Source organism: Microbispora sp. CSR-4 (genome assembly GCF_008033685.1).
In the GTDB taxonomy this organism is placed as follows: domain Bacteria; phylum Actinomycetota; class Actinomycetes; order Streptosporangiales; family Streptosporangiaceae; genus Microbispora.
Genome location: NZ_VJVX01000089.1, coordinates 1 through 17,115, shown reverse-complemented (window position 1 = coordinate 17,115; position 17,115 = coordinate 1). Strand labels below are relative to the sequence as shown.

18 protein-coding genes and 1 pseudogene are annotated in these 17,115 nt (G+C 71.6%); 8 read left to right on the top strand and 11 right to left on the bottom strand.

What is annotated here, in order from left to right:
* The 3 genes from FLV34_RS37190 to FLV34_RS37180 all read right to left on the bottom strand — a co-directional run.
* Positions 1 to 357: DUF222 domain-containing protein (locus FLV34_RS37190; protein ID WP_147945363.1), on the bottom strand; the 357-nt coding region annotated here is incomplete at its 3' end.
* Positions 336 to 671 (bottom strand): hypothetical protein, encoded by a 336-nt coding sequence (locus FLV34_RS37185; RefSeq protein ID WP_147945362.1) that lies wholly within the window; start codon positions 669 to 671, stop codon positions 336 to 338. The genes FLV34_RS37185 and FLV34_RS37190, both read right to left, overlap by 22 nt.
* Before the next feature lie 570 nt (positions 672 to 1,241).
* Complete coding sequence (locus tag FLV34_RS37180) at positions 1,242 to 1,703, bottom strand: MarR family winged helix-turn-helix transcriptional regulator (RefSeq protein ID WP_142651088.1); 462 nt, start codon at positions 1,701 to 1,703, stop codon at positions 1,242 to 1,244.
* A 66-nt stretch (positions 1,704 to 1,769) separates the two neighbouring features.
* Between FLV34_RS37180 and FLV34_RS37175 the strand changes: the two genes are divergently transcribed.
* Positions 1,770 to 2,681 (top strand): nitroreductase/quinone reductase family protein, encoded by a 912-nt coding sequence (locus FLV34_RS37175; RefSeq protein WP_147945361.1) that lies wholly within the window; start codon positions 1,770 to 1,772, stop codon positions 2,679 to 2,681.
* 125 nt (positions 2,682 to 2,806) lie between these two features.
* Here the strand turns inward: FLV34_RS37175 and FLV34_RS37170 are convergent, their stop codons facing one another.
* Positions 2,807 to 3,073 carry a 4a-hydroxytetrahydrobiopterin dehydratase gene (locus tag FLV34_RS37170; protein ID WP_142625170.1) on the bottom strand — a complete coding sequence of 89 codons (267 nt, stop codon included), beginning with the start codon at positions 3,071 to 3,073 and terminating at the stop codon, positions 2,807 to 2,809.
* Positions 3,074 to 3,119: 46 nt separating this feature from the next.
* Between FLV34_RS37170 and FLV34_RS37165 the strand changes: the two genes are divergently transcribed.
* Positions 3,120 to 3,785 (top strand): class II aldolase/adducin family protein, encoded by a 666-nt coding sequence (locus FLV34_RS37165; RefSeq protein ID WP_261986045.1) that lies wholly within the window; start codon positions 3,120 to 3,122, stop codon positions 3,783 to 3,785.
* A gap of 37 nt (positions 3,786 to 3,822) precedes the next feature.
* Here the strand turns inward: FLV34_RS37165 and FLV34_RS37160 are convergent, their stop codons facing one another.
* Positions 3,823 to 5,397 (bottom strand): DUF885 domain-containing protein, encoded by a 1,575-nt coding sequence (locus tag FLV34_RS37160; protein WP_142651090.1) that lies wholly within the window; start codon positions 5,395 to 5,397, stop codon positions 3,823 to 3,825.
* Between the two features lie 56 nt (positions 5,398 to 5,453).
* On the opposite strand from FLV34_RS37160, the gene FLV34_RS37155 reads away from it, so the two are divergent.
* A complete protein-coding gene (locus FLV34_RS37155) occupies positions 5,454 to 6,680 on the top strand; it encodes a DUF4032 domain-containing protein (RefSeq protein WP_185949076.1) in 1,227 nt (408 codons plus the stop codon).
* Here FLV34_RS37155 and FLV34_RS37150 read toward each other — a convergent pair.
* A complete protein-coding gene (locus FLV34_RS37150) occupies positions 6,655 to 7,167 on the bottom strand; it encodes a DUF523 domain-containing protein (protein WP_142651091.1) in 513 nt (170 codons plus the stop codon). The two genes, FLV34_RS37155 and FLV34_RS37150, sit on opposite strands and share 26 nt — an antisense overlap.
* 214 nt (positions 7,168 to 7,381) lie before the next feature.
* On the opposite strand from FLV34_RS37150, the gene FLV34_RS37145 reads away from it, so the two are divergent.
* A complete protein-coding gene (locus tag FLV34_RS37145; protein WP_260617488.1) occupies positions 7,382 to 7,762 on the top strand; it encodes a roadblock/LC7 domain-containing protein in 381 nt (126 codons plus the stop codon).
* Between the two features lie 13 nt (positions 7,763 to 7,775).
* On the opposite strand, the gene FLV34_RS37140 is transcribed toward FLV34_RS37145, so the two are convergent.
* Positions 7,776 to 8,612 (bottom strand): alpha/beta fold hydrolase, encoded by an 837-nt coding sequence (locus tag FLV34_RS37140; protein WP_142651092.1) that lies wholly within the window; start codon positions 8,610 to 8,612, stop codon positions 7,776 to 7,778.
* Between the two features lie 82 nt (positions 8,613 to 8,694).
* Between FLV34_RS37140 and FLV34_RS37135 the strand changes: the two genes are divergently transcribed.
* Entirely contained in the window at positions 8,695 to 10,080 is a 1,386-nt protein-coding gene (locus FLV34_RS37135; protein WP_222709766.1) for an MFS transporter, read from the top strand.
* On the opposite strand, the gene modA is transcribed toward FLV34_RS37135, so the two are convergent.
* Entirely contained in the window at positions 10,061 to 10,777 is a 717-nt protein-coding gene (gene modA, locus FLV34_RS37130; protein WP_261986044.1) for a molybdate ABC transporter substrate-binding protein, read from the bottom strand. The genes FLV34_RS37135 and modA overlap by 20 nt on opposite strands.
* Before the next feature lie 143 nt (positions 10,778 to 10,920).
* Here modA and FLV34_RS37125 point away from each other — a divergent pair, with 143 nt between their 5' ends.
* Positions 10,921 to 11,481: a Dps family protein gene (locus tag FLV34_RS37125; protein ID WP_142651105.1), complete on the top strand. Its 561-nt coding sequence runs from the start codon at positions 10,921 to 10,923 to the stop codon at positions 11,479 to 11,481.
* 21 nt (positions 11,482 to 11,502) lie between these two features.
* On the opposite strand, the gene FLV34_RS37120 is transcribed toward FLV34_RS37125, so the two are convergent.
* Both FLV34_RS37120 and FLV34_RS37115 read right to left on the bottom strand, forming a co-directional pair.
* On the bottom strand, positions 11,503 to 13,506 hold the full coding sequence (locus tag FLV34_RS37120; RefSeq protein WP_147945359.1) for a phosphocholine-specific phospholipase C: 2,004 nt from the start codon (positions 13,504 to 13,506) through the stop codon (positions 11,503 to 11,505).
* 58 nt (positions 13,507 to 13,564) lie between these two features.
* Positions 13,565 to 14,695 carry a hypothetical protein gene (locus tag FLV34_RS37115; RefSeq protein ID WP_147945358.1) on the bottom strand — a complete coding sequence of 377 codons (1,131 nt, stop codon included), beginning with the start codon at positions 14,693 to 14,695 and terminating at the stop codon, positions 13,565 to 13,567.
* Between the two features lie 45 nt (positions 14,696 to 14,740).
* Here FLV34_RS37115 and FLV34_RS37110 point away from each other — a divergent pair, with 45 nt between their 5' ends.
* Entirely contained in the window at positions 14,741 to 16,003 is a 1,263-nt protein-coding gene (locus FLV34_RS37110) for a crosslink repair DNA glycosylase YcaQ family protein (protein ID WP_147945357.1), read from the top strand.
* On the opposite strand, the gene FLV34_RS37105 is transcribed toward FLV34_RS37110, so the two are convergent.
* Entirely contained in the window at positions 16,000 to 16,644 is a 645-nt protein-coding gene (locus tag FLV34_RS37105; protein ID WP_147945356.1) for a TenA family protein, read from the bottom strand. The genes FLV34_RS37110 and FLV34_RS37105 overlap by 4 nt on opposite strands.
* A 268-nt stretch (positions 16,645 to 16,912) precedes the next feature.
* Here FLV34_RS37105 and FLV34_RS40955 point away from each other — a divergent pair.
* Positions 16,913 to 17,115: pseudogene (locus FLV34_RS40955) on the top strand (RICIN domain-containing protein); the annotation flags it as partial.

Genomic DNA, 17,115 nt, shown 5'->3' with positions numbered 1-17,115 from the left:
CGCCAGGCCGGCCTGCTCATCCGATAGCCCGGCCACAGCGGCGCAGATGGCCTCCACCACCCCCGCCGCCAACTCACCCGTGGCGAACTTCTCCCGCACCACCGGGAGGCGGGGCAGTTCCGCCCCCAACGTGAGCAGGCGGCCAGCACCGCCCACCGTCATCCCCCCACTCGTGCGCAACCAGCACCGGGTGGAGGCATGGCCGTGCTGCCTGGCCTGCCCCGCCCGATGCACCCGCCCCACCCGGTCGGCCAGGGCGCTGGTGATCCGATCCCGGGCGAACAGCAACTCCTCCGCCTCGGCCAGGCACACATCCACGTCATCGGGAAGCGGCGTCAGCGCCAGCTCTTGGGCCACCTCACGAACCGACCCCACCACCACCCACGACGACCGCACACGACCCCGACCACGATCACGCCCACCCACACCGCCGGAAGCACCCGCACCCGGGCCGGCCGCGCCAGTGCCATTCGCGCCAGTGCCGTTCGCGCCAGTGCCGTTTGTGCCTGCAGCGGCCGCGCCGTCGGCAGCACCACGCGCGGCACCAAAGCCAGCACCAGCAGCGCCAGCAGCGTCCGGGCCAGTGATATCTGCACCGTCGGCAGCACCACGCGCGGCACCAAAGTCAGCGCCATCCGCACCGGCGGCAGCCGCACCATCAGCGTCCCCACGGGCGGCACCCGCGTCAGATCCCGCGCTGTCGGCGGTCCAAGGCGCGGCGTTCGCGCCAGCGGCATTCGCACCAGTGCCATCCGCGCAATCGGCAGCCTCACGGGCGGCATCCGCGTCAGACCCCGCGCTGTCGGCGGCCCAACGCGCGATATCCGCGCCAGCGGCAGCCGCACCGGCGGCGGTCCTACGCGTGGCATCTGCGCAATCGGTATCGGCGCCCTGACCGTCCGTGGTCTCGGCGCCTGGGGCGTCCGCCACCGGGCCGTTCGTGCTCTCGGCAACGGGTGCGTCGGCGCGCTGCCGGAGCCCGAAGTCGATGATCGGGAAGGGATCGCGGGCGGATGAGCCGTCGGACGACCACAGCGGCGAATTGGCGATCAGACGGTCCCACCAGCCGTCGTCGGGATTGTTCGAATGACGAAGGCGCTCAGGATCGATATCGAACAGATCCATCACACCCTCCTCACTCGATTCGAACTGATGTATGGATTCTTTCACGCTGAGTGAGCAGGAAGCAAGCTCGCAAGCCCTCTGAGCTGGGGTCACAGGCGAGACGGAAATCCGGCCGGCTACTCGGCGTCACCGGTGACGGCTCGCTCGTACGAGCGGAGCGTCTCGACGAACATGCGCCGCTGCTCGCTCGTCAGCGGCTCAAGGGCGCTGCGCCAGGCACTGGCGCCACGGGCGAGCCAGGCGTCGACCGCCTCCCGGTTGGCCTCGGCGATGCTCACGATCGTCCGGCGGCGGTCCGCATCGTCCTCACGGCGGTCCACGACGCCCTTGCGGCTCAGGTCGCCCACCATCAGGCTCACGGTGGCCGGGGCGACCTCCAGGCGGGCGGCGAGCTCGTTCACCGTGAGCGGGCCGTCGAACAGCAGATAGGACAGCAGCGACAGGTGGCGCGGCGCCAGGTCGAGCGTCCGGAGCGACTCTGGAACGGGCATGCGCTTGGCACGCCCCACCAGACGCGGCATCAGCAGCAGGAGGGTACGGATCCCCTCGTCCAGGCTCAGTCCGTCATCCGTTGACATATATTGATCTCCAAAATAGCTTTGCTATCAAAGCAAACACTTCTGAGGCTGGGGAGCCATCGTCGCATGTCCGAATGGAACGACAAGATCATTGAAGAGTTCCGGGCGAACGCCGGCATGGTCGGCGGACCGTTCGAGGGGACACCGCTGATCCTGCTGACGACCACCGGTGCCAGAACGGGCGCCGCCCGGACGAACCCGGTCGCCTGCCGGCGTGACGGGGACAGGATCCTCGTGTTCGCCTCCAACGCGGGCGCGCCACGCCACCCGGACTGGTATCACAACCTGCTGGCCAATCCCACGGTGACCGTCGAGGTGGGCGACGGGACTGCGATCGAGACGTTCATCGCCACGGCCAGACCGCTGTCGGGCGAGGAGCGCGACCGCATCTATGCCCGGCAGGCCGAGGTGGCGCCGGTCTTCGCCGACTACCAGAAGAAAGCCTCCCGGGTCATCCCTGTCGTCGCCCTCTACCGGCGGGATCCCAAGCGCGCCCGGGCGCTCGGCGACGAGCTTGTACGGATCCACGACGGGATGCGGGCGGAGATGGCCGCGCTGATGGCCGCGATCGAGGACGCGGCCGGGAACGCAGTCGAGGACGCGGCCGGGAACGCGGCCGAGGACGGGGCCGCCACGGGCATCCCGGTGAACCTGCCGGGTCGTGGCCTGGAGGAGGCGCTGCGCGAGCGCTGCCTGTCCTTCTGCACGGCCTTCCACGAGCACCACATCAACGAGAGCGAGCGGGGCTTCCCCCTGCTGGAGCGGGCCTACCCCGGGCTGGCCCCGGCTCTCGACCGCCTGCGCGAAGAGCACGTGCGGCTGGCCGAGATCAGGGAGGACCTGCGCGCGGCGGTCGGCGAGGCGGGCTCCGGCGCCCCGGCCGCCCTCAAGGACCGGTTCGCCCGCCTGTCGGCCGAGTTGGAGGCCCACTTCGCCCGCGAGGAGGAGCAACTCCTCGCCGCCCTGAACGCGCTCTGAGCAGCCCCTGTCCGAGCAGACTCCGGCAGAACGTCGCGAGCGGGAATCCAGGATGGCGCAGGGCCGACCCGCCACGGCTCCCCGGCCCGTTTCGCGTGTGAGAGCCCCACGTCGCCGGCCGTGACCTACGACTTTCCGGACTCGTGGTCGGCCACGATGGCGTCGATGCGGGCGGCGAGCTTGTAGTCGAGGTCGGTCAGGCCTCCGGCGTCGTGGGTGGTCAGCGCCAGGTGGAGGGTGCGCCATCGGATGTCGATATCGGGATGGTGGTTGAGCGCCTCGGCCTGCTCGGCGATGTCGTTCACGATCGCGATGGCCGTACGGAAGTCTCGGGCGACCACGGTCCTGCGGATCGTGTCTCCCTCCCGGCGCCATTCGGAAGCCTCGTACATGAGATCAGGACATCACGAAACTCGGCCGATTGTGTAGATTCGCCGCGTGGACGAGCAGGCGGACGAGCAGGTGAGCGAGCAGGTCGACGCGCTGCGGCGGGAGCTGTGCGAGTACGGGCGGCGGGCGGCGGCCCTCGGCCTGGTGATCGGTACGTCGGGCAACCTGAGCGCCCGCGACGGTGACCTGGTGGTCGTCACGCCATCGGGCGTGGCGCTCGACCGGCTGAGCCCGGAGGACTGCCCGGTGGTCGACCTCGACGGGCGGGTCGTACGGGGGGAGCGCAAGCCCTCCTCCGAGACGCCGATGCATCTCGCGCTGTATCGGGAGACCGGGGCCCGGGCGGTGGTGCACACCCACTCGGTCTTCGCGACCGTGGTCGCCTCGACCATGACCGAGCTGCCGCCGATCCACTACAACGCCCTGCTGCTCGGCGGCGCCGTACGGGTGGCCCCGTACGCGACGTACGGCACGCCGGAGCTGGCCCGCAACGTGATCGCGGCGATCGAGGGCAGGCAGGCCGCCCTGATGGCCAATCACGGCGCGGTGACGATCGGCGGCGGCGATGAAGGCGGCATGGAGCAGGCGTTCGAGGCGACCCGCCTGCTGGAGTGGCTGTGCGAGGTCTACGTCCGCGCCCTCGGGGTGGGCCGGCCCACGGTGCTCACCGAGGACCAGCTCACCGCCGTCATCGAGCGCGCCCTGCAGGGCTGACGCGACCGGCTGGACGCAACCGGCTGGACAAGACCGCCTAACCGAGGACGACCTTCCGGGCGAGGCCGAGCGGGAGGCCGCCGGAGCCCGCGATCGTGTCGTGGAAGGTCCGCAGGTCGCCCGTGTAGTCCGCCCGGATGCGCTCGATCTCCAGCGCGCCCGTGAGGTAGGACGGCGCCTGGGTGGGCCAGGCGCAGTAGCGGCTGACCTCACCGGCGGCGGTGCCCGGCGACAGCGACGCCTTCGTGGTCAGGAACTCCTCCGCCTGCTCGATCGACATGTCGTCGCAGTGCAGCGCGGTGTCCACCACGATCCGGGCGGCCCGCCAGATGCGGCAGTCGAGGTGGGCGAGCTCGGTCTGGGGCGTGTCGAAGTAGCCCTGCTCGTGCATGAGCTTCTCGACGTAGAGCCCCCAGCCCTCCACGAAGTAGGGCGTACGGAAGATCTTGCGGGCGCGGTGCGGGTTGCCGGCCATCCAGGACAGGTGCCAGTGGTGGCCGGGGTAGGCCTCGTGCACGCTGATCGAGGGCATCTGGGGGCGGGAGTTGGTCCGCAGCCGCTGCCGCACCTGCTCCTCGGTGAAGCCGTCCGGCGTGTACGGCACGAAGAACACGCCGTCGCGCGAGGACGACAGCGGCGGCGGGGCGAGGTAGCTGGCCACGGCGATGATGGGCCGCTGGAACTCCGGAGACGGCTCGACCCGGCACACCTCCCCCTCGGGGAAGGTCACCAGGCCGCGCTCGCGGACGAACTCGCGCGCCCGCTGCGTCTCGGCCTCGTATTCGGCGCGCATGGCCTCCAGGGTCGGCGGGTGGTCGTCCATGAGCGACTCCATCGCCTCCCGCCAGCTCCCGGAGCCGAGGCGGGCGGCGACCTCGGTCATCTGCCCGTCCAGCTCGGCCCAGGCCTGGCGGCCCTTCTCGTGCAGCTCGGCGGCGCCATAGCCGAGCATCTCCTGCTCGCGCAGCAGCGCGGAGTAGAGCTCCTCGCCCATCCGCCAGGTGCCCCTGGCCTCGAAGCCCTCCAGGAACCGGACCAGCCCGTCGAACGCGTCGGCGGCGGGCTCGGCGGCGCTCGCCAGCCGCGCCCGCAGGTCCGGGTCGCCGACCAGTGCGGGCAGCGTCTCGGTCAGGAAGCGGCGTCCCGTACGGGCCTGGTCGAGGCCGCGCTTGACGAGCAGGCCGGCGGCGAGGCCGGGGTCCAGGTTGGCCTGGCAGGCGGCGAGCACGGCGGGCACCTCGGCCAGCCGCGCAACGGCGGCGTCGACCAGCTCGGCCTCCGGCTTGAGGCGCTGCTGGAACGGCGTGAACATCGACGCGAAGATCACCCCGAGGTAGGCGGCCGGTTCGCGCCGCCACTCCGGCCAGCGGGCCTGCGCGATCTGCCCGCGCAGGTGCGCGACGACCAGGTCCCTGTCGATCTCGTCCTCGGGGCTCTCGGGCGTCGCCTCCGACAACTTGCGCAGCCACTCCTCGGCCGCCCGCTCCCTCGCCGCGAAGCCGCTCGCGCTGAGGTCGCCCAGCGTACGGTCGTATCCGTCGGCTCCGAGGAGGGATGCCCTGACCGGGTTTTCGGCCAGGTACCAGTCAATGAACTCGTCCACCAGCGTCATAGCGCTCGACTCTATCCGCGACACTTGGGTAGAAGCCCCCAGATAAGGAGCGATTGGTGCCCCTGCAGATCACCGGCGCCCCGAGCGACCCCGACCTGATCCGGCTGCCGTGGGACGTCCCCCTCGAAGAGTGGCCCGTCCACCACCTGGTGACGCTGCCGCGCGGCATCTCGCGTCACGTGGTGCGCTTCGCCCGGCTCAGCGGCCGGGTGTACGCGATCAAGGAGATCAGCACCAGGTATGCCAAGCGGGAGTACCAGCTCCTGTGGGACCTGGCGCGGCAGGACGCCCCCGCCGTCGAGCCGGTCGCCGTCGTCACCGGCAGGACCACCCCGGACGGCACCGAGCTGGACTCGGCCCTGATCACGCGGCACCTGCAGTTCTCGCTGCCCTACCGCGCGGTGCTGTCGGGGTCGGTGCGGCCCGACACGCTGATCCGCCTGCTCGACGCGCTCGCGGTCCTGCTCGTACGGCTGCACCTGAGCGGCTTCTACTGGGGCGACTGCTCGCTGTCGAACACGCTGTTCCGGCGGGACGCCGGGGCGTTCGCGGCCTACCTGGTGGACGCCGAGACCGGGGAGCTCCATCCGGCGATCAGCGAGGGCCAGCGGTCGCACGACATCGACGTGGCGCACGTCAACATCTATGGCGAGATGCTCGACCTGGAGGCGGGCGGGCTGCTCCACCCGACCATCGACCCGCTGGCCTTCGCCGAGCAGCTCGTCGAGCGCTACCAGCGGCTGTGGGACGAGCTGACCGAGGACGAGATCATCGAGGAGGTCGACTGGCACCGCGTGGACCAGCGGGTGCGCCGCCTCAACTCGCTCGGCTTCGACGTCGCGGAGATGATGGTGCGCCGCAAGGCCGGCACGTCCCGCCTGATCGTCCGGCCGAAGGTCGTCGACGCCGGGCACCACCAGCGCCGCCTGCTGCGCCTGACCGGCCTCGACGTTGAGGAGAACCAGGCCAGGCGGCTGCTCAACGACCTCGACTCGTTCCGGGTGTCCACCGGCCTGCGGCACGAGGACGAGGCGATCGTGGCCCACCGATGGCTGGCCGAGGTGTTCCAGCCGGTGGTGAACGCGATCCCGGCCGACCTGCGGCGCAAGCTGGAGCCCGCCCAGCTCTTCCACGAGGTGCTCGACCACCGCTGGTACATGTCGGAGGCCGCGGGCAGGGACGTCGGCCTGGAGGCGGCGGTGCGGTCCTACGTGGACAACGTCCTGGTGCACAAGCCCGACGAGAAGGCCGTGATCGTCACGTCGGATCCCCTGTCTCCCTGACAAGGCTCGCAAGATACTGAGCGGCCTCGGGGATCCGGTCCTCGCCGAAGACGCGGATGCCGTTCAGCTCGAGCAGCGCGGTCGTCACGCCCTGCCCGGGAGTGGTCCTCCCCCGGTGGCTCCCGTCGTAGATCCGCAGGGACCCGCACGACGGGCTGCCCTCCTTGAGGATCGCGACCCGTACGCCGCGGGACTGGGCGACGGCGAGGGCCTGCCGCGCCCCGGAGACGAACGCGGCGGTGACGTCGTCGCCCTCCGGTGTCAGGATCCGGGCCTCGCCCGCCAGGACGGCCGCGCCGCCCGCGCCGCCCTCGATCTCGGCGGGCGGCCGGGGAACGGGCAGCCCGCCCTCGACCTCGGGGCAGAACCGCACCAGACGTCCCTCGGCGCGCCAGCGGGCGAGCAGCTCGTCGTCGCTGGTCTTGGCCCCGCCGTCGTAGCGCACCCGGCTGCCGAGCAGGCAGGCGCTGACGAGAATCCGTTCCACGCCTCCCATTCTCGCCACCGTACGGCGGTGCACGTGCCGGCCCCGACGACATGAGGAAAGCTCACGAAAATCGGAATTACCATTCCAAGAGGAAGAATTCTTATTCTTCCGGACTAATCCATTTATCCGAGCCGTTTTCGGCCCGGGATGCCCGTCCACCTGCTCCTCTAGTGTTGGCCGCGCTGCACCGGCTGTGCGGGGAAAGGGTGTCCCGGTGGATCTGCGCCACGACGTACATCACGGCATACACGAGGAGCTCGTCGCTTTGCGCGAACGCGCGCCCGAGATCACGGGAGCGCTCACCTGCACGATCGACGGCATGCTCGTGACGACGGACCTGACCGCCGACACCGAGCAGACCGCGGCGCTCACGTCGGCGCTGCTGTCGCTGAGCCGGAAGATGACCGACCTCGCCAGGATCGGGCTGCTGAAGGAGACGCTGATCTCCGGCACCCAGGGACACACCGCGTGTTACGCCGCGGGCCCCACGCTCGTCCTCGCCGTCCGCACGTGTCAGGGAGCCGATCTCCGCCAGCTCCGGATCGAGGGGCTCAGGGCGGCGAACAGGATCGCCGCCCTCGCCGGACGCGGATGACCACCCGGCCGGGTCACACCCTCCCGGTCAACTCGGTGATCGCCTCCGCGATGACCGGCCAGAGCGGGCGGGGCAGGTCGTGGCCCATTCCGGGGAAGGTCAGCAGCTTCGCGCCGGGGATGGCGTCCGCGGTCGCGGTCCCGCCTTCGAGGGTGACCAGCGGGTCGTCCTCGCCGTGGATCACCAGCGCGGGCACCGAGAGCCCGCGCAGCCCCTCCGTACGGTCGGCCGACCTCCGGATCGCGATGAACTGCCGGGCGGTGCCCGCGGGGTCGAACGCCCGGTCGTAGGCCTCCCCGGCCAGGCGGGTGATCCGCTCGACGTCCATCTCGTAGCCGGGAGAGCCGATGACCCGCGCGTTCTCCAGGGCGCGGGCGATCGCCCCGTCGCGGTCCTGCGGGGCGGGCGCCGTCAGCGCAGCCATGGCCTCCTCGGTCGCCCGCCCCACGCGGGGCCCGGGGGTGGACATGATCGAGGTCAGCGTACGGACCCGGGCGGGGTGGCGGATGGCGAGGGCCTGGGCGATCATGCCGCCCATCGACGCGCCCACCACGTGGGCGCTCTCCCAGCCCAGCACGTCCATCAGGCCGGCCGTGTCGTCGGCCATGTCGTCCAGGAGGTAGGAGGGGGCGGGCGCGTCGCCGTCCGCCGGGGTGAAGTGGGTGGACAGGCCCACGTCCCGGTTGTCGAACCGGACGACGCGGTGACCCGACTCCACGAGCAGGCCGATGAACTCCTCGGGCCAGCTGATCATCTGTGCTCCGAGCCCCATGATGAGGACGACCGGACGTCCCCCGGGCTCGCCGAACACCTCGTAGCAGATCTCGATGCCGTTAGCCGTCGCACGCATGCGAGCCAGAATTTCATTCGGTTTGCCCTGCCGCAAGCACCACCTGACCAGATCTGTACGGTTGTGTGATGTGGTGTCGCAAATGACCCGCCGGCGGCGGAGACTCGTCCTGCTCATCTGCTGCATGAGCCTGCTGATCGTGTCTCTCGACAACACGATCGTCAACGTCGCACTGCCGTCGCTCGGGCACGACCTGCACGCCCCGATCTCCGGCCTCCAGTGGACGGTGGACGCCTACACGCTGACGCTCGCGAGCCTGCTGATGCTGGCCGGCTCGACGGCCGACCGGATAGGGCGCCGCCGCACGTTCCAGACCGGCCTGGTGGTCTTCACGGCGGGGTCGTTGCTGTGCAGCCTCGCTCCGAGCCTGGGCTGGCTGGTGGCCGCCCGGATCGTCCAGGCCGTCGGCGGGTCGATGCTCAACCCGGTGGCCATGTCGATCATCACGAACACGTTCACCGACCGCAGGGAGCGGGCCCAGGCGATCGGCGTGTGGGGCGGCGTGGTCGGCGTCAGCATGGCACTCGGCCCGGTCGTCGGCGGCCTGCTCACCGACACGGTGAACTGGCGGGCCATCTTCTGGATCAACGTGCCGATCGGCCTGCTCGCCCTGTTCCTGACCTGGCGCTTCGTCCCGGAGTCGAAGGCGCCGTCGGCGCGCAGGCTCGACCCGATCGGGCAGCTGCTGGTCATCGTCCTGCTCGGCACGCTCACGTACGGGATCATCGAGGGCCGGGCCGCGGGCCCCGCCGTGAGCGCCGTCGGCTTCATCCTCGCGGCGGCGGCCCTGGCCGCGCTGATCGTCTGGGAGCTGCGCAGGCCCGAACCCCTCATCGACATGCGGTTCTTCCGCAGCGCGCCGTTCTCGGGCGCGGCCGTCATGGCGGTGTCGGGCTTCGCCTCCCTGGGCGCCTTCCTGTTCCTCAACACGCTATATCTGCAGAGCCATCGCGGTCTTTCCGCCCTCGCCGCGGGGCTGTGCACGCTGCCGGTCGCGGGGATCACGACGGTCGTGGGGCCGCTGTCGGGCCGGCTCGTCGGCACCCGCGGCCCGCGCCTGCCGTCCGTCGTCGCGGGCGTGTGCCTCGCCGTGGCCGGGTGGCTGCTGTCGCAGTTGACGCTCACCACGCCGCTTCCGCTGCTGCTCGGCATCTACGTGATCTTCGGTGTCGGGTTCGGCCTGCTCAACCCTCCGATCACCAACACCGCGGTCTCCGGGATGCCGATCGCGCAGGCGGGGGTGGCCGCCGCGGTCGCCTCGACCAGCAGGCAGGTCGGCCAGTCTCTCGGCGTGGCCATCGCGGGATCGATGGCCTCCAGCGCCGCGGCCCATCGGGTCAACGCCCTGTACGGCCTGATCGTGCTGGCGGTCGCCCTCCTGACGACCGGCCGCTGGGCCAGGGCCACGGCCGAGCGTACGGCGGCGCGGCTCGCTGAGAGCCCGCAGGTCACCCTGTCACAGGGGTGAAGCCGGCGCCCGCGAGCACCCTGCGGCCCTCATTGGACAGGAGGAGGTCGACGAACTCCCTGGTCAGGGCGATGTTCTCGGTGCCGGGGACGGTCGCGACCAGGTAGTCGAGGGCCGCCTTCGCCGCCTCGGGGACGTCCACGCCCTCCACCGCTCCCCCCGCCGCCCTGACGTCCGTACGGTAGACCAGCGCGGCGTCCGCCTTCCCGAGCCTGACCTTGTCGAGCGCCGCCGCGGCGTCCCGCTCCCGGCTCGCCGGCGTGACGGTCACGCCCGCGTCGGCGAGCGCGATGCCCGCGCCCGTCCCGCACGGCGCCGTCTCGGCGCACAGGGCCACCGTGACGCCGGGGGCGGCCAGGTCCTTCAGGTTCGCGACGTGGGCGGGGTTCCCCTTCGGCACGGCGATCTGGAGGCTGTCGCGCGCGAAGACCCGCGCGTTCGGCGCCCTCGACGCGCGCATGGCCGCCTCTCCTGCCGCGGCGAACAGGTCGGCGCGCGCTCCCCCCGCGATCCGCCGCGCCAGCGCGTCGCTGCCGCCGAAGTCGAACCGTACGGCGACGCCGGGATGGGTGGCCTCGAACGTCCTGCCGAGCGGGCCGAACGTCCCGGTGAGCGAGGTGTCGGCGAACACGGTGAGCGTCTTCCCCTCGCCGCCGCCGCAGCCGGTCACCGCGAGCAGCACCAACGCGAGCGCCACTCGGATAACCGGTGTGACATGGTTCACCTTGGGATATATGCCCTAAGCAGGCGTTTAAAGGTCATGCCCGGCGAAAGACTCCCTATTGGGGACAAACCTACTGAGCGAGGAGAGACATCTTGAGCGTCAACCCTTCCTCCAGAATGCGTGAGAGCAGCCAGCCCTGGCTTCACCAGAGGGGCACCGAGATACAGGCGTTCGGCACCGTGCGCGACTTCCCGGTCGGGATGTCGAGGGAGACCCGCGAATACTCCTGCCAGCGGCTCAACCAGATCCTGGCCGACACGCAGATCCTCTACAGCCTCTACAAGAAGCACCACTGGCTCATGCGGGGCCCGACCTTCTACCAGCTCCACCTGCTCCTCGACAAGCACGCGAGCGAACAGCTCCCGATCATCGACGCCGTCGCCGAACGCATCCAGACCCTCGGCGGCGTCGCGGTCGGCGATCCCCGCCAGGTGGCGGAGATGACCGTGATCCCGCGCCCGCCGGACGGCGTGGAGGAGGTGCCCGCCATGCTCTCCCGGCTCCTGGAGGCGCACGAGACGATCCTGGTCGCCGCACACGACGCCGCCTCCCGTGCCGCCGAGATGGGCGACGACGGCACCAACGACCTGCTCGTCTCCGAGGTCATCCGTACGGGTGAGCTGCAGGCGTGGTTCCTCGCCGAGCACCTCGTGGACACGCCGCTCGTCCGCTCCTGACCCGCGTACCCGGCCCGGGCGTCACCCCGTGACGCTCGGGCGGCCGTTCTCGATGTGTCCCATCAGCCGCCGGGCGAACCCGTCATGCCCACTGTGCCCGGCCACGCCGATCACCAGGTCGTACCACCCGGTGGGGGCGTGCCACTCGACGCGGGCGGTGGCTCCCGGCTCGACCCGTACCGTACGCGCCTCGCCTCCGTAGGCCAGCGGGGTGACCGACACCTCGGCGGGGAGGGGTCCAGGGTTCGCCACGTCGATCACGACGGCGCGGGCCGCGGCGTCGATCGCACTGGTGACCTCCACCGGGTCGGCCGTCCCGCCCCGGAACTCCCGGCGGAACCCGTTCGGCCCGACGAGCACCAGGTCGTAGGTCGGGCAGGGGAAGTAGACCACCTCCTCCGCCGTGCCGAGCACGTCGAAGTGCAGCGGCGTGGCCACCTCGCCGAGGTAGCCGTACAGGATGAAGTGGGCGGAGGCGGTGCCGGAGTTGCGCATCGCGATCTCCACCGCCCGTCCGCGCACGACCGCCTCCGCGTCCGGCTGGTATGGCAGCGCGCGGGCGGGCTTGACCCCCGGCTCCTGCACCGGCATCCGCTGCTCATCGGGCACCTGGGGATACCACCGGTTCCCGGCCGGCACCGAGCGCGGGGCGGCCGCGGTCTCCACCGGCGGCGAAACGGGAGGCGGGGTCATGGGCGTGCCGAAGTCGAAGGCGGAGGTGAGGTCGCCCGCCACCCGGCGCCGCCATTCGCCGATCGGCGCGGTGATCCCGAACCGGCGCTCCAGGAACCGTACGGTCGAGGTGTGGTCGAACGTCTCCGAGCAGACGTGGCCGCCCACGCTCCACGGCGACACGACGATCATGGGCACGCGGACGCCGAGGCCGAGCGGCCGCCCGCCGACGAACTCCCCGGGGGTGCCGCCGGGCGGGACCGGCGGCGGCACGTGGTCGAAGAAGCCGTCGTTCTCGTCGTACGTGACGAACAGCGCGGTGCGCGCCCAGACCTCAGGGTGGGACCCCAGCGCGTCGAGCAGCCGGTAGAGGATCCGCCCGCCCTCCACTGCGGACGATCCCTCCGGGTGCTCGCAGTCGGCCAGCGAGGGCACGACGTACGACACCTCGGGCAGGCGGCCGGCGGCGACGTCGGCGGCGAACCACTCCCCGAGGCCGCCCGTGGGGGCACGGCGCAGCGCCCGGTCGTAGAGGTCGCGGTCGGCCGGCTCCAGGGCGGCCACCCGCGCCTCCAGCTCCGCGAGCAACGGCGCCGGGTCCTCCGCCGCCCGCACCTTCTCGTAGAACGCGCGCATGCTGCCCAGCCCGAGCCGGTCCATCACGGCCACGTACGGCCGGAAGAACTCCAGGTTGTTGCACTCGTAGTTGTCCCACTCCTGGTAGACCTGCCAGGTGTGGCCGGCCCGCGTCAGCAGCTCGGGCACGGTGACCCAGTCGTAGCCCGGGTGCCCCTCCGCCCCCTCGGACGCGACGTTGTCCAGCGCGCGCTGCCGGGTGCCCGGCTCGTAGCCCGTGTGACCGGTCATGTGGTAGTTGCGGTTGGGCGTCGTCGAACTCAGCAGCGAGCAGTGGTAGGCGTCGCAGATCGTGAACGTGTCGGCCAGCTCGTAGTGGAAGGGCAGGTCGCGCCGGTCGTAGTAGGCCATCGAGCCGGGCCCCTTGCTCGCGACCCAGCCGTCGTTCCAGCCGAGGGCCCAGGCGTTCTGGGTGCCGAGCCAGGTGTGGTCGTGGGTGTCGAGCAGCATCGGGTCGGCACCGGCCCGCTCGGCCGCCTCCCGTACGGAGAAGGGCAGCACGCCGTCCTGTTCGAAGATCGGCCGCCACGCTCGGGTCGACACCGCGTTGCGGTCGCCGAATCCCCGCACCCCGCGCATCCGCCCGAAGTAGTGGTCGAACGAGCGGTTCTCCAGCATGACGAAGACGACGTGCTCGACGTCGGCCAGGCTCCCCGGCGGGACCGGCCGGGCCAGCGCCCGGAGCAGGGAGGGCGGCAACGAGGATCCGGCCGTCATGGGCGTCCCTTTCAGGAAGAATCAGGCGAAACGCCCACAACTTAACAGTGCCGTGTCGTCACACGAGTACGCGCCTGCCCGCCTCCACGGGCGGCGGCAGGTGCACGCGGCCCAGCTCACGCAGGGCCCGGGCGGCACCCGTACGACGGGCCAGCGCGAGCGCCTGCCGGGCGAGGTCGGCCGCCTGGTCCCGCTCGTGCGCCTCGGCGTACGCGTGCGCCCTGCGGGCCAGCCCGTACGCGGCCAGATAGGCAGGCACGGACAGGGGCGGCTCGCTCTCAAGGATCTCGATCGCGCCTCCCGGCCGCCCGAGGTCGACCAGGCAGCCCGCGCACAGCTCCGCCCCCGCCTCGCATTCCTCAAGGCAGCGGTGGCACGGCTCTATCTCGCCCGCCAGCGCGTGCGCCTGGGCCTCGTGCCGCCGGGACAGCGTGCCGACCTCGGCCGGGACCCCAGCACGCTCGCGGGCGGCCACGGCCGCCGCGACCATCTCGCCCGGCTCGGCGGCGTCGACCAGCCCGGCCCGCTGGACCAGCGCGAAGGCCTCGGTGAGAGGATCGCCGGTCTCGTGTGCCTCCCGGATCGCCCGGTCGGACCAGGCCCGCGCCCCCGGCGCGTCGCCCGCCTCGTGCCCCATCCCGCTGATCAGCTCGGCGTCGCGGGCGGCGAGCGCGACCAGCGCACCCCGCACGGACGACCCGGCGTCGCGGCGGAACGCCTCGATGCCCGCGAAGACGGGCCGCAGCGCCGCCACGAGATCGGCGGGCCGCGCGTACGGCGCGGCGCAGGCGTCGAGCATCCGCTCGAAGTAGCCGGCCGTGGCGGCGTCGGCGCGCCAGGGACGCTCGACGGCCCGGCCGACCCGCTCCTCCTCCTCTTCGGAGAACAGGCCCGGCATCAGCGGAATGCCGGTCAGGTGGTGCCACAGCACGGTGCCCGACGACGGACCGACGAACAGGTCCGCCTCGTCCATGCCGAAGACGCGGGACAGCAGCTCGACATGGCCGGGATCCGGCCGCCGCTCCCCCGTCTCCCATGCGCGCACCGCCTCCGCGGGCGGGGGCTCGGTCTCCTGGGTCTCCTCCGCGGCCTCGTTCAACCGTTCTTCCAGGTCCCGGCGCCTCCACAGGCGGCCGCGGCGCAGCGCTCGCAGCCGGGCGGCCCAGTGCGGGACGTCAATTCTGATCATCGGCACTCCCCCGGTTCTGTCGGTGCCGGTCGTTAGATTTGCGGTGTGCTGACCCGACGCGTGCTCGACCGCACACTGCTCGACCGCACACTGCTCAACCGCGCGCTGCTCGACCGCCAGATGCTGCTGCGTCGCCACGACGTCAAAGCTCTTGCCGCGATCGAGCACCTGGTCGGCATGCAGTCGCAGACTCCTCTCTCACCTTACGTCGGCCTCTGGACCCGCCTGCGGGGCTTCCGGCACGAGGACCTGGCCGGGCTGCTCACCGACCGCAGTGCCGTACGGATCGTGCTGATGCGCGGCACCATCCACCTGGTCAGCGCCGACGACTGCCTCGCCCTGCGCCCGGTCGTGCAGCCGCTCCTCGACCGGCTGCTGCGCACGTCGTACGGCAGGCGCCTCGGCGGGGTGGATCTCGGCGAGGTGGCGAGCGCCGCCCGCGCCCTCATGGAGGAGCGGCCGCTGAGCTTCGCGGAGCTCGACGAGCTGCTCGGCGAGCGGTGGCCGGGCCACGACGCGCTGGCCCAGGCCGTACGCGCGGCAGTGCCGCTGGTGCAGGTGCCGCCGCGTGGCGTGTGGGGCGCCTCGGGCCAGGCCTGGCACGTCCCCGCCGAGTCGTGGCTGGGCCGCCCGCTCGGCGACGGCTCGGCCGCCGGCGACATGGTGCTGCGTTATCTGCGCGCCTTCGGTCCGGCGTCGGTAAAGGACATGCAGGTCTGGTCGGGGCTGACCGGGCTGCGCTCCGTCGTGAAGGGTCTTGATCTGGTCGCCTACCGGGACGAGAACGGGGGGGCGAGCGCCTGCTGGAGTTCGCGGCCGGCGACGCCCCCGCGCGCGACATCCGCTTCCTGGGGTAGGACCCTTGGGGTGGAGACCCTCTCGGTGGCGGTGGACGCGCAGGCGAGCCCGGATCGGGTGTTCGCCGTGCTGACCGACTGGCCCAGGCATCACGAGTGGATGGTGCTGACCCGGGCGTGGGTGGTGGCCGGTGACGGGCGCAGCAGGGGCAGCAGGCTCGCGGCGTCCACCGGTGTCGGCCCGCTGTCGTTCGTGGACACGATGGACGTCACCGGCTGGCGGCCCCCACACGAGGTGGAGGTCCGCCACACCGGCCGTGTCATACGCGGGATCGGGCGGTTCCACGTGCTGCCCCGCCCGGACGGCGGGAGCAGGATCATCTGGGAGGAGAACCTCCACCTGCCCCTCGGCCTGGCCGGGCGGATCGGCTGGCGGATCGCCGGGCCGGTGAGCGCGGTCTTCCTGCGCCTGTCCCTGCGCCGCCTCGCCGCCCTCGCCCTGCGCGGTTAGCCCAGCGCCATGTCGAAGAAGCGGCGCTCCAGCGCGGTCGCCCGCCGGAAGACCCTGAGCACCCGGGCCCGGCCGTCCGCGTCGAGCCCGGGGCCGAGCCGGTCGAGCTCGCCACGCAGGAAGCCCACCCACGCCTCGAACTCCGGCCCGCTGTGCAGCTCGATCCACTCCCGGTGGACGAAGCCCTCCGGGAGTTTCGTGATCCGGGAGGCCCAGCCGAGATAGGTCCATTCGGCCACGCACAGCACCGCCAGGATCAGCGGATAGTCCTGGCCGCGGCGCACCTCGTCCATCAGATCCCGGAACTCGACCGTCACCGGCTCCAGCGTGGCCGGTGCCGTCTCACCGCCGACCTCGGCGAGCGCGCGGTGGAAGTAGCCCCGCTCGGTGTCGGCGACGGTCAGCCCGAGGAAGCGGCCCACGGCCACCCGTGCCTCGAAGGCGTCGGCGGCGGCGACGGCGGCACCGAGCAGCGCCGTGAAGGCGTCCACGAACTGGAAGTCCTGCTCCAGATAGCGGCGCATGTCGGCGGTGCCGCTCCCGATCGCCTCCGCGAAGGGGTGCGTGACCACCGCCGTCCAGTCCGGCTCGCTCCCCGACCGCAACCACTCGCTGAACGGCGTCGTCGATTCCTCGGTCATCCGGCATCTCTCCCCGTGTCGCGGCGTGAACGTTTCACGATGATCTCAAAGGCCGTCCGTCCGCCTCCACCTGCCCAGCCGGTACGCGCGACCCCGGCGGGCCGGAACGCGGGCGGGCGGATCCATTGACCGGTGCTTAACAGGTCCGTAATTTGATGCGTGTTGTTCCTCCTCATGAATGCTGTTCGCATTCATGAACGGCCCTTCGCGGGACCAGGAGTAGCCCCCCTCGGTCAGGGGTCCTGCACGACATGCAAGGAGCTCGGCTTTGAGAACCACAACGAGAACCGGAGTCGGGGTGATCGGCACCGTTGTCGGGGTCGCCGCCCTGGTGGGCGGCGTCTTCGTCGGCGTGTCCAACGCGGCGCCCAGTGCGGGACCCAGTGCGGGACCCAGCGCGGGCGCCTACCGGATCGTGAACGGCGCCAGCGGCCTGTGCCTGACCGTCCCCGGCAACAGCACCGCCGACGG

What these genes read in the sequence shown, in the direction of transcription:
- FLV34_RS37105 (WP_147945356.1), bottom strand. Translation starts at nt 16,644, where the DNA reads ATGACCGAGGAATCGACGACGCCGTTCAGCGAGTGGTTGCGGTCGGGG.
- FLV34_RS37135 (WP_222709766.1), top strand. Translation starts at nt 8,695, where the DNA reads ATGACCCGCCGGCGGCGGAGACTCGTCCTGCTCATCTGCTGCATGAGC.
- FLV34_RS37120 (WP_147945359.1), bottom strand. Translation starts at nt 13,506, where the DNA reads ATGACGGCCGGATCCTCGTTGCCGCCCTCCCTGCTCCGGGCGCTGGCC.
- FLV34_RS37160 (WP_142651090.1), bottom strand. Translation starts at nt 5,397, where the DNA reads ATGACGCTGGTGGACGAGTTCATTGACTGGTACCTGGCCGAAAACCCG.
- FLV34_RS37115 (WP_147945358.1), bottom strand. Translation starts at nt 14,695, where the DNA reads ATGATCAGAATTGACGTCCCGCACTGGGCCGCCCGGCTGCGAGCGCTG.
- FLV34_RS37140 (WP_142651092.1), bottom strand. Translation starts at nt 8,612, where the DNA reads ATGCGTGCGACGGCTAACGGCATCGAGATCTGCTACGAGGTGTTCGGC.
- FLV34_RS37125 (WP_142651105.1), top strand. Translation starts at nt 10,921, where the DNA reads ATGCGTGAGAGCAGCCAGCCCTGGCTTCACCAGAGGGGCACCGAGATA.
- FLV34_RS37170 (WP_142625170.1), bottom strand. Translation starts at nt 3,073, where the DNA reads ATGTACGAGGCTTCCGAATGGCGCCGGGAGGGAGACACGATCCGCAGG.
- FLV34_RS37180 (WP_142651088.1), bottom strand. Translation starts at nt 1,703, where the DNA reads ATGTCAACGGATGACGGACTGAGCCTGGACGAGGGGATCCGTACCCTC.
- FLV34_RS37175 (WP_147945361.1), top strand. Translation starts at nt 1,770, where the DNA reads ATGTCCGAATGGAACGACAAGATCATTGAAGAGTTCCGGGCGAACGCC.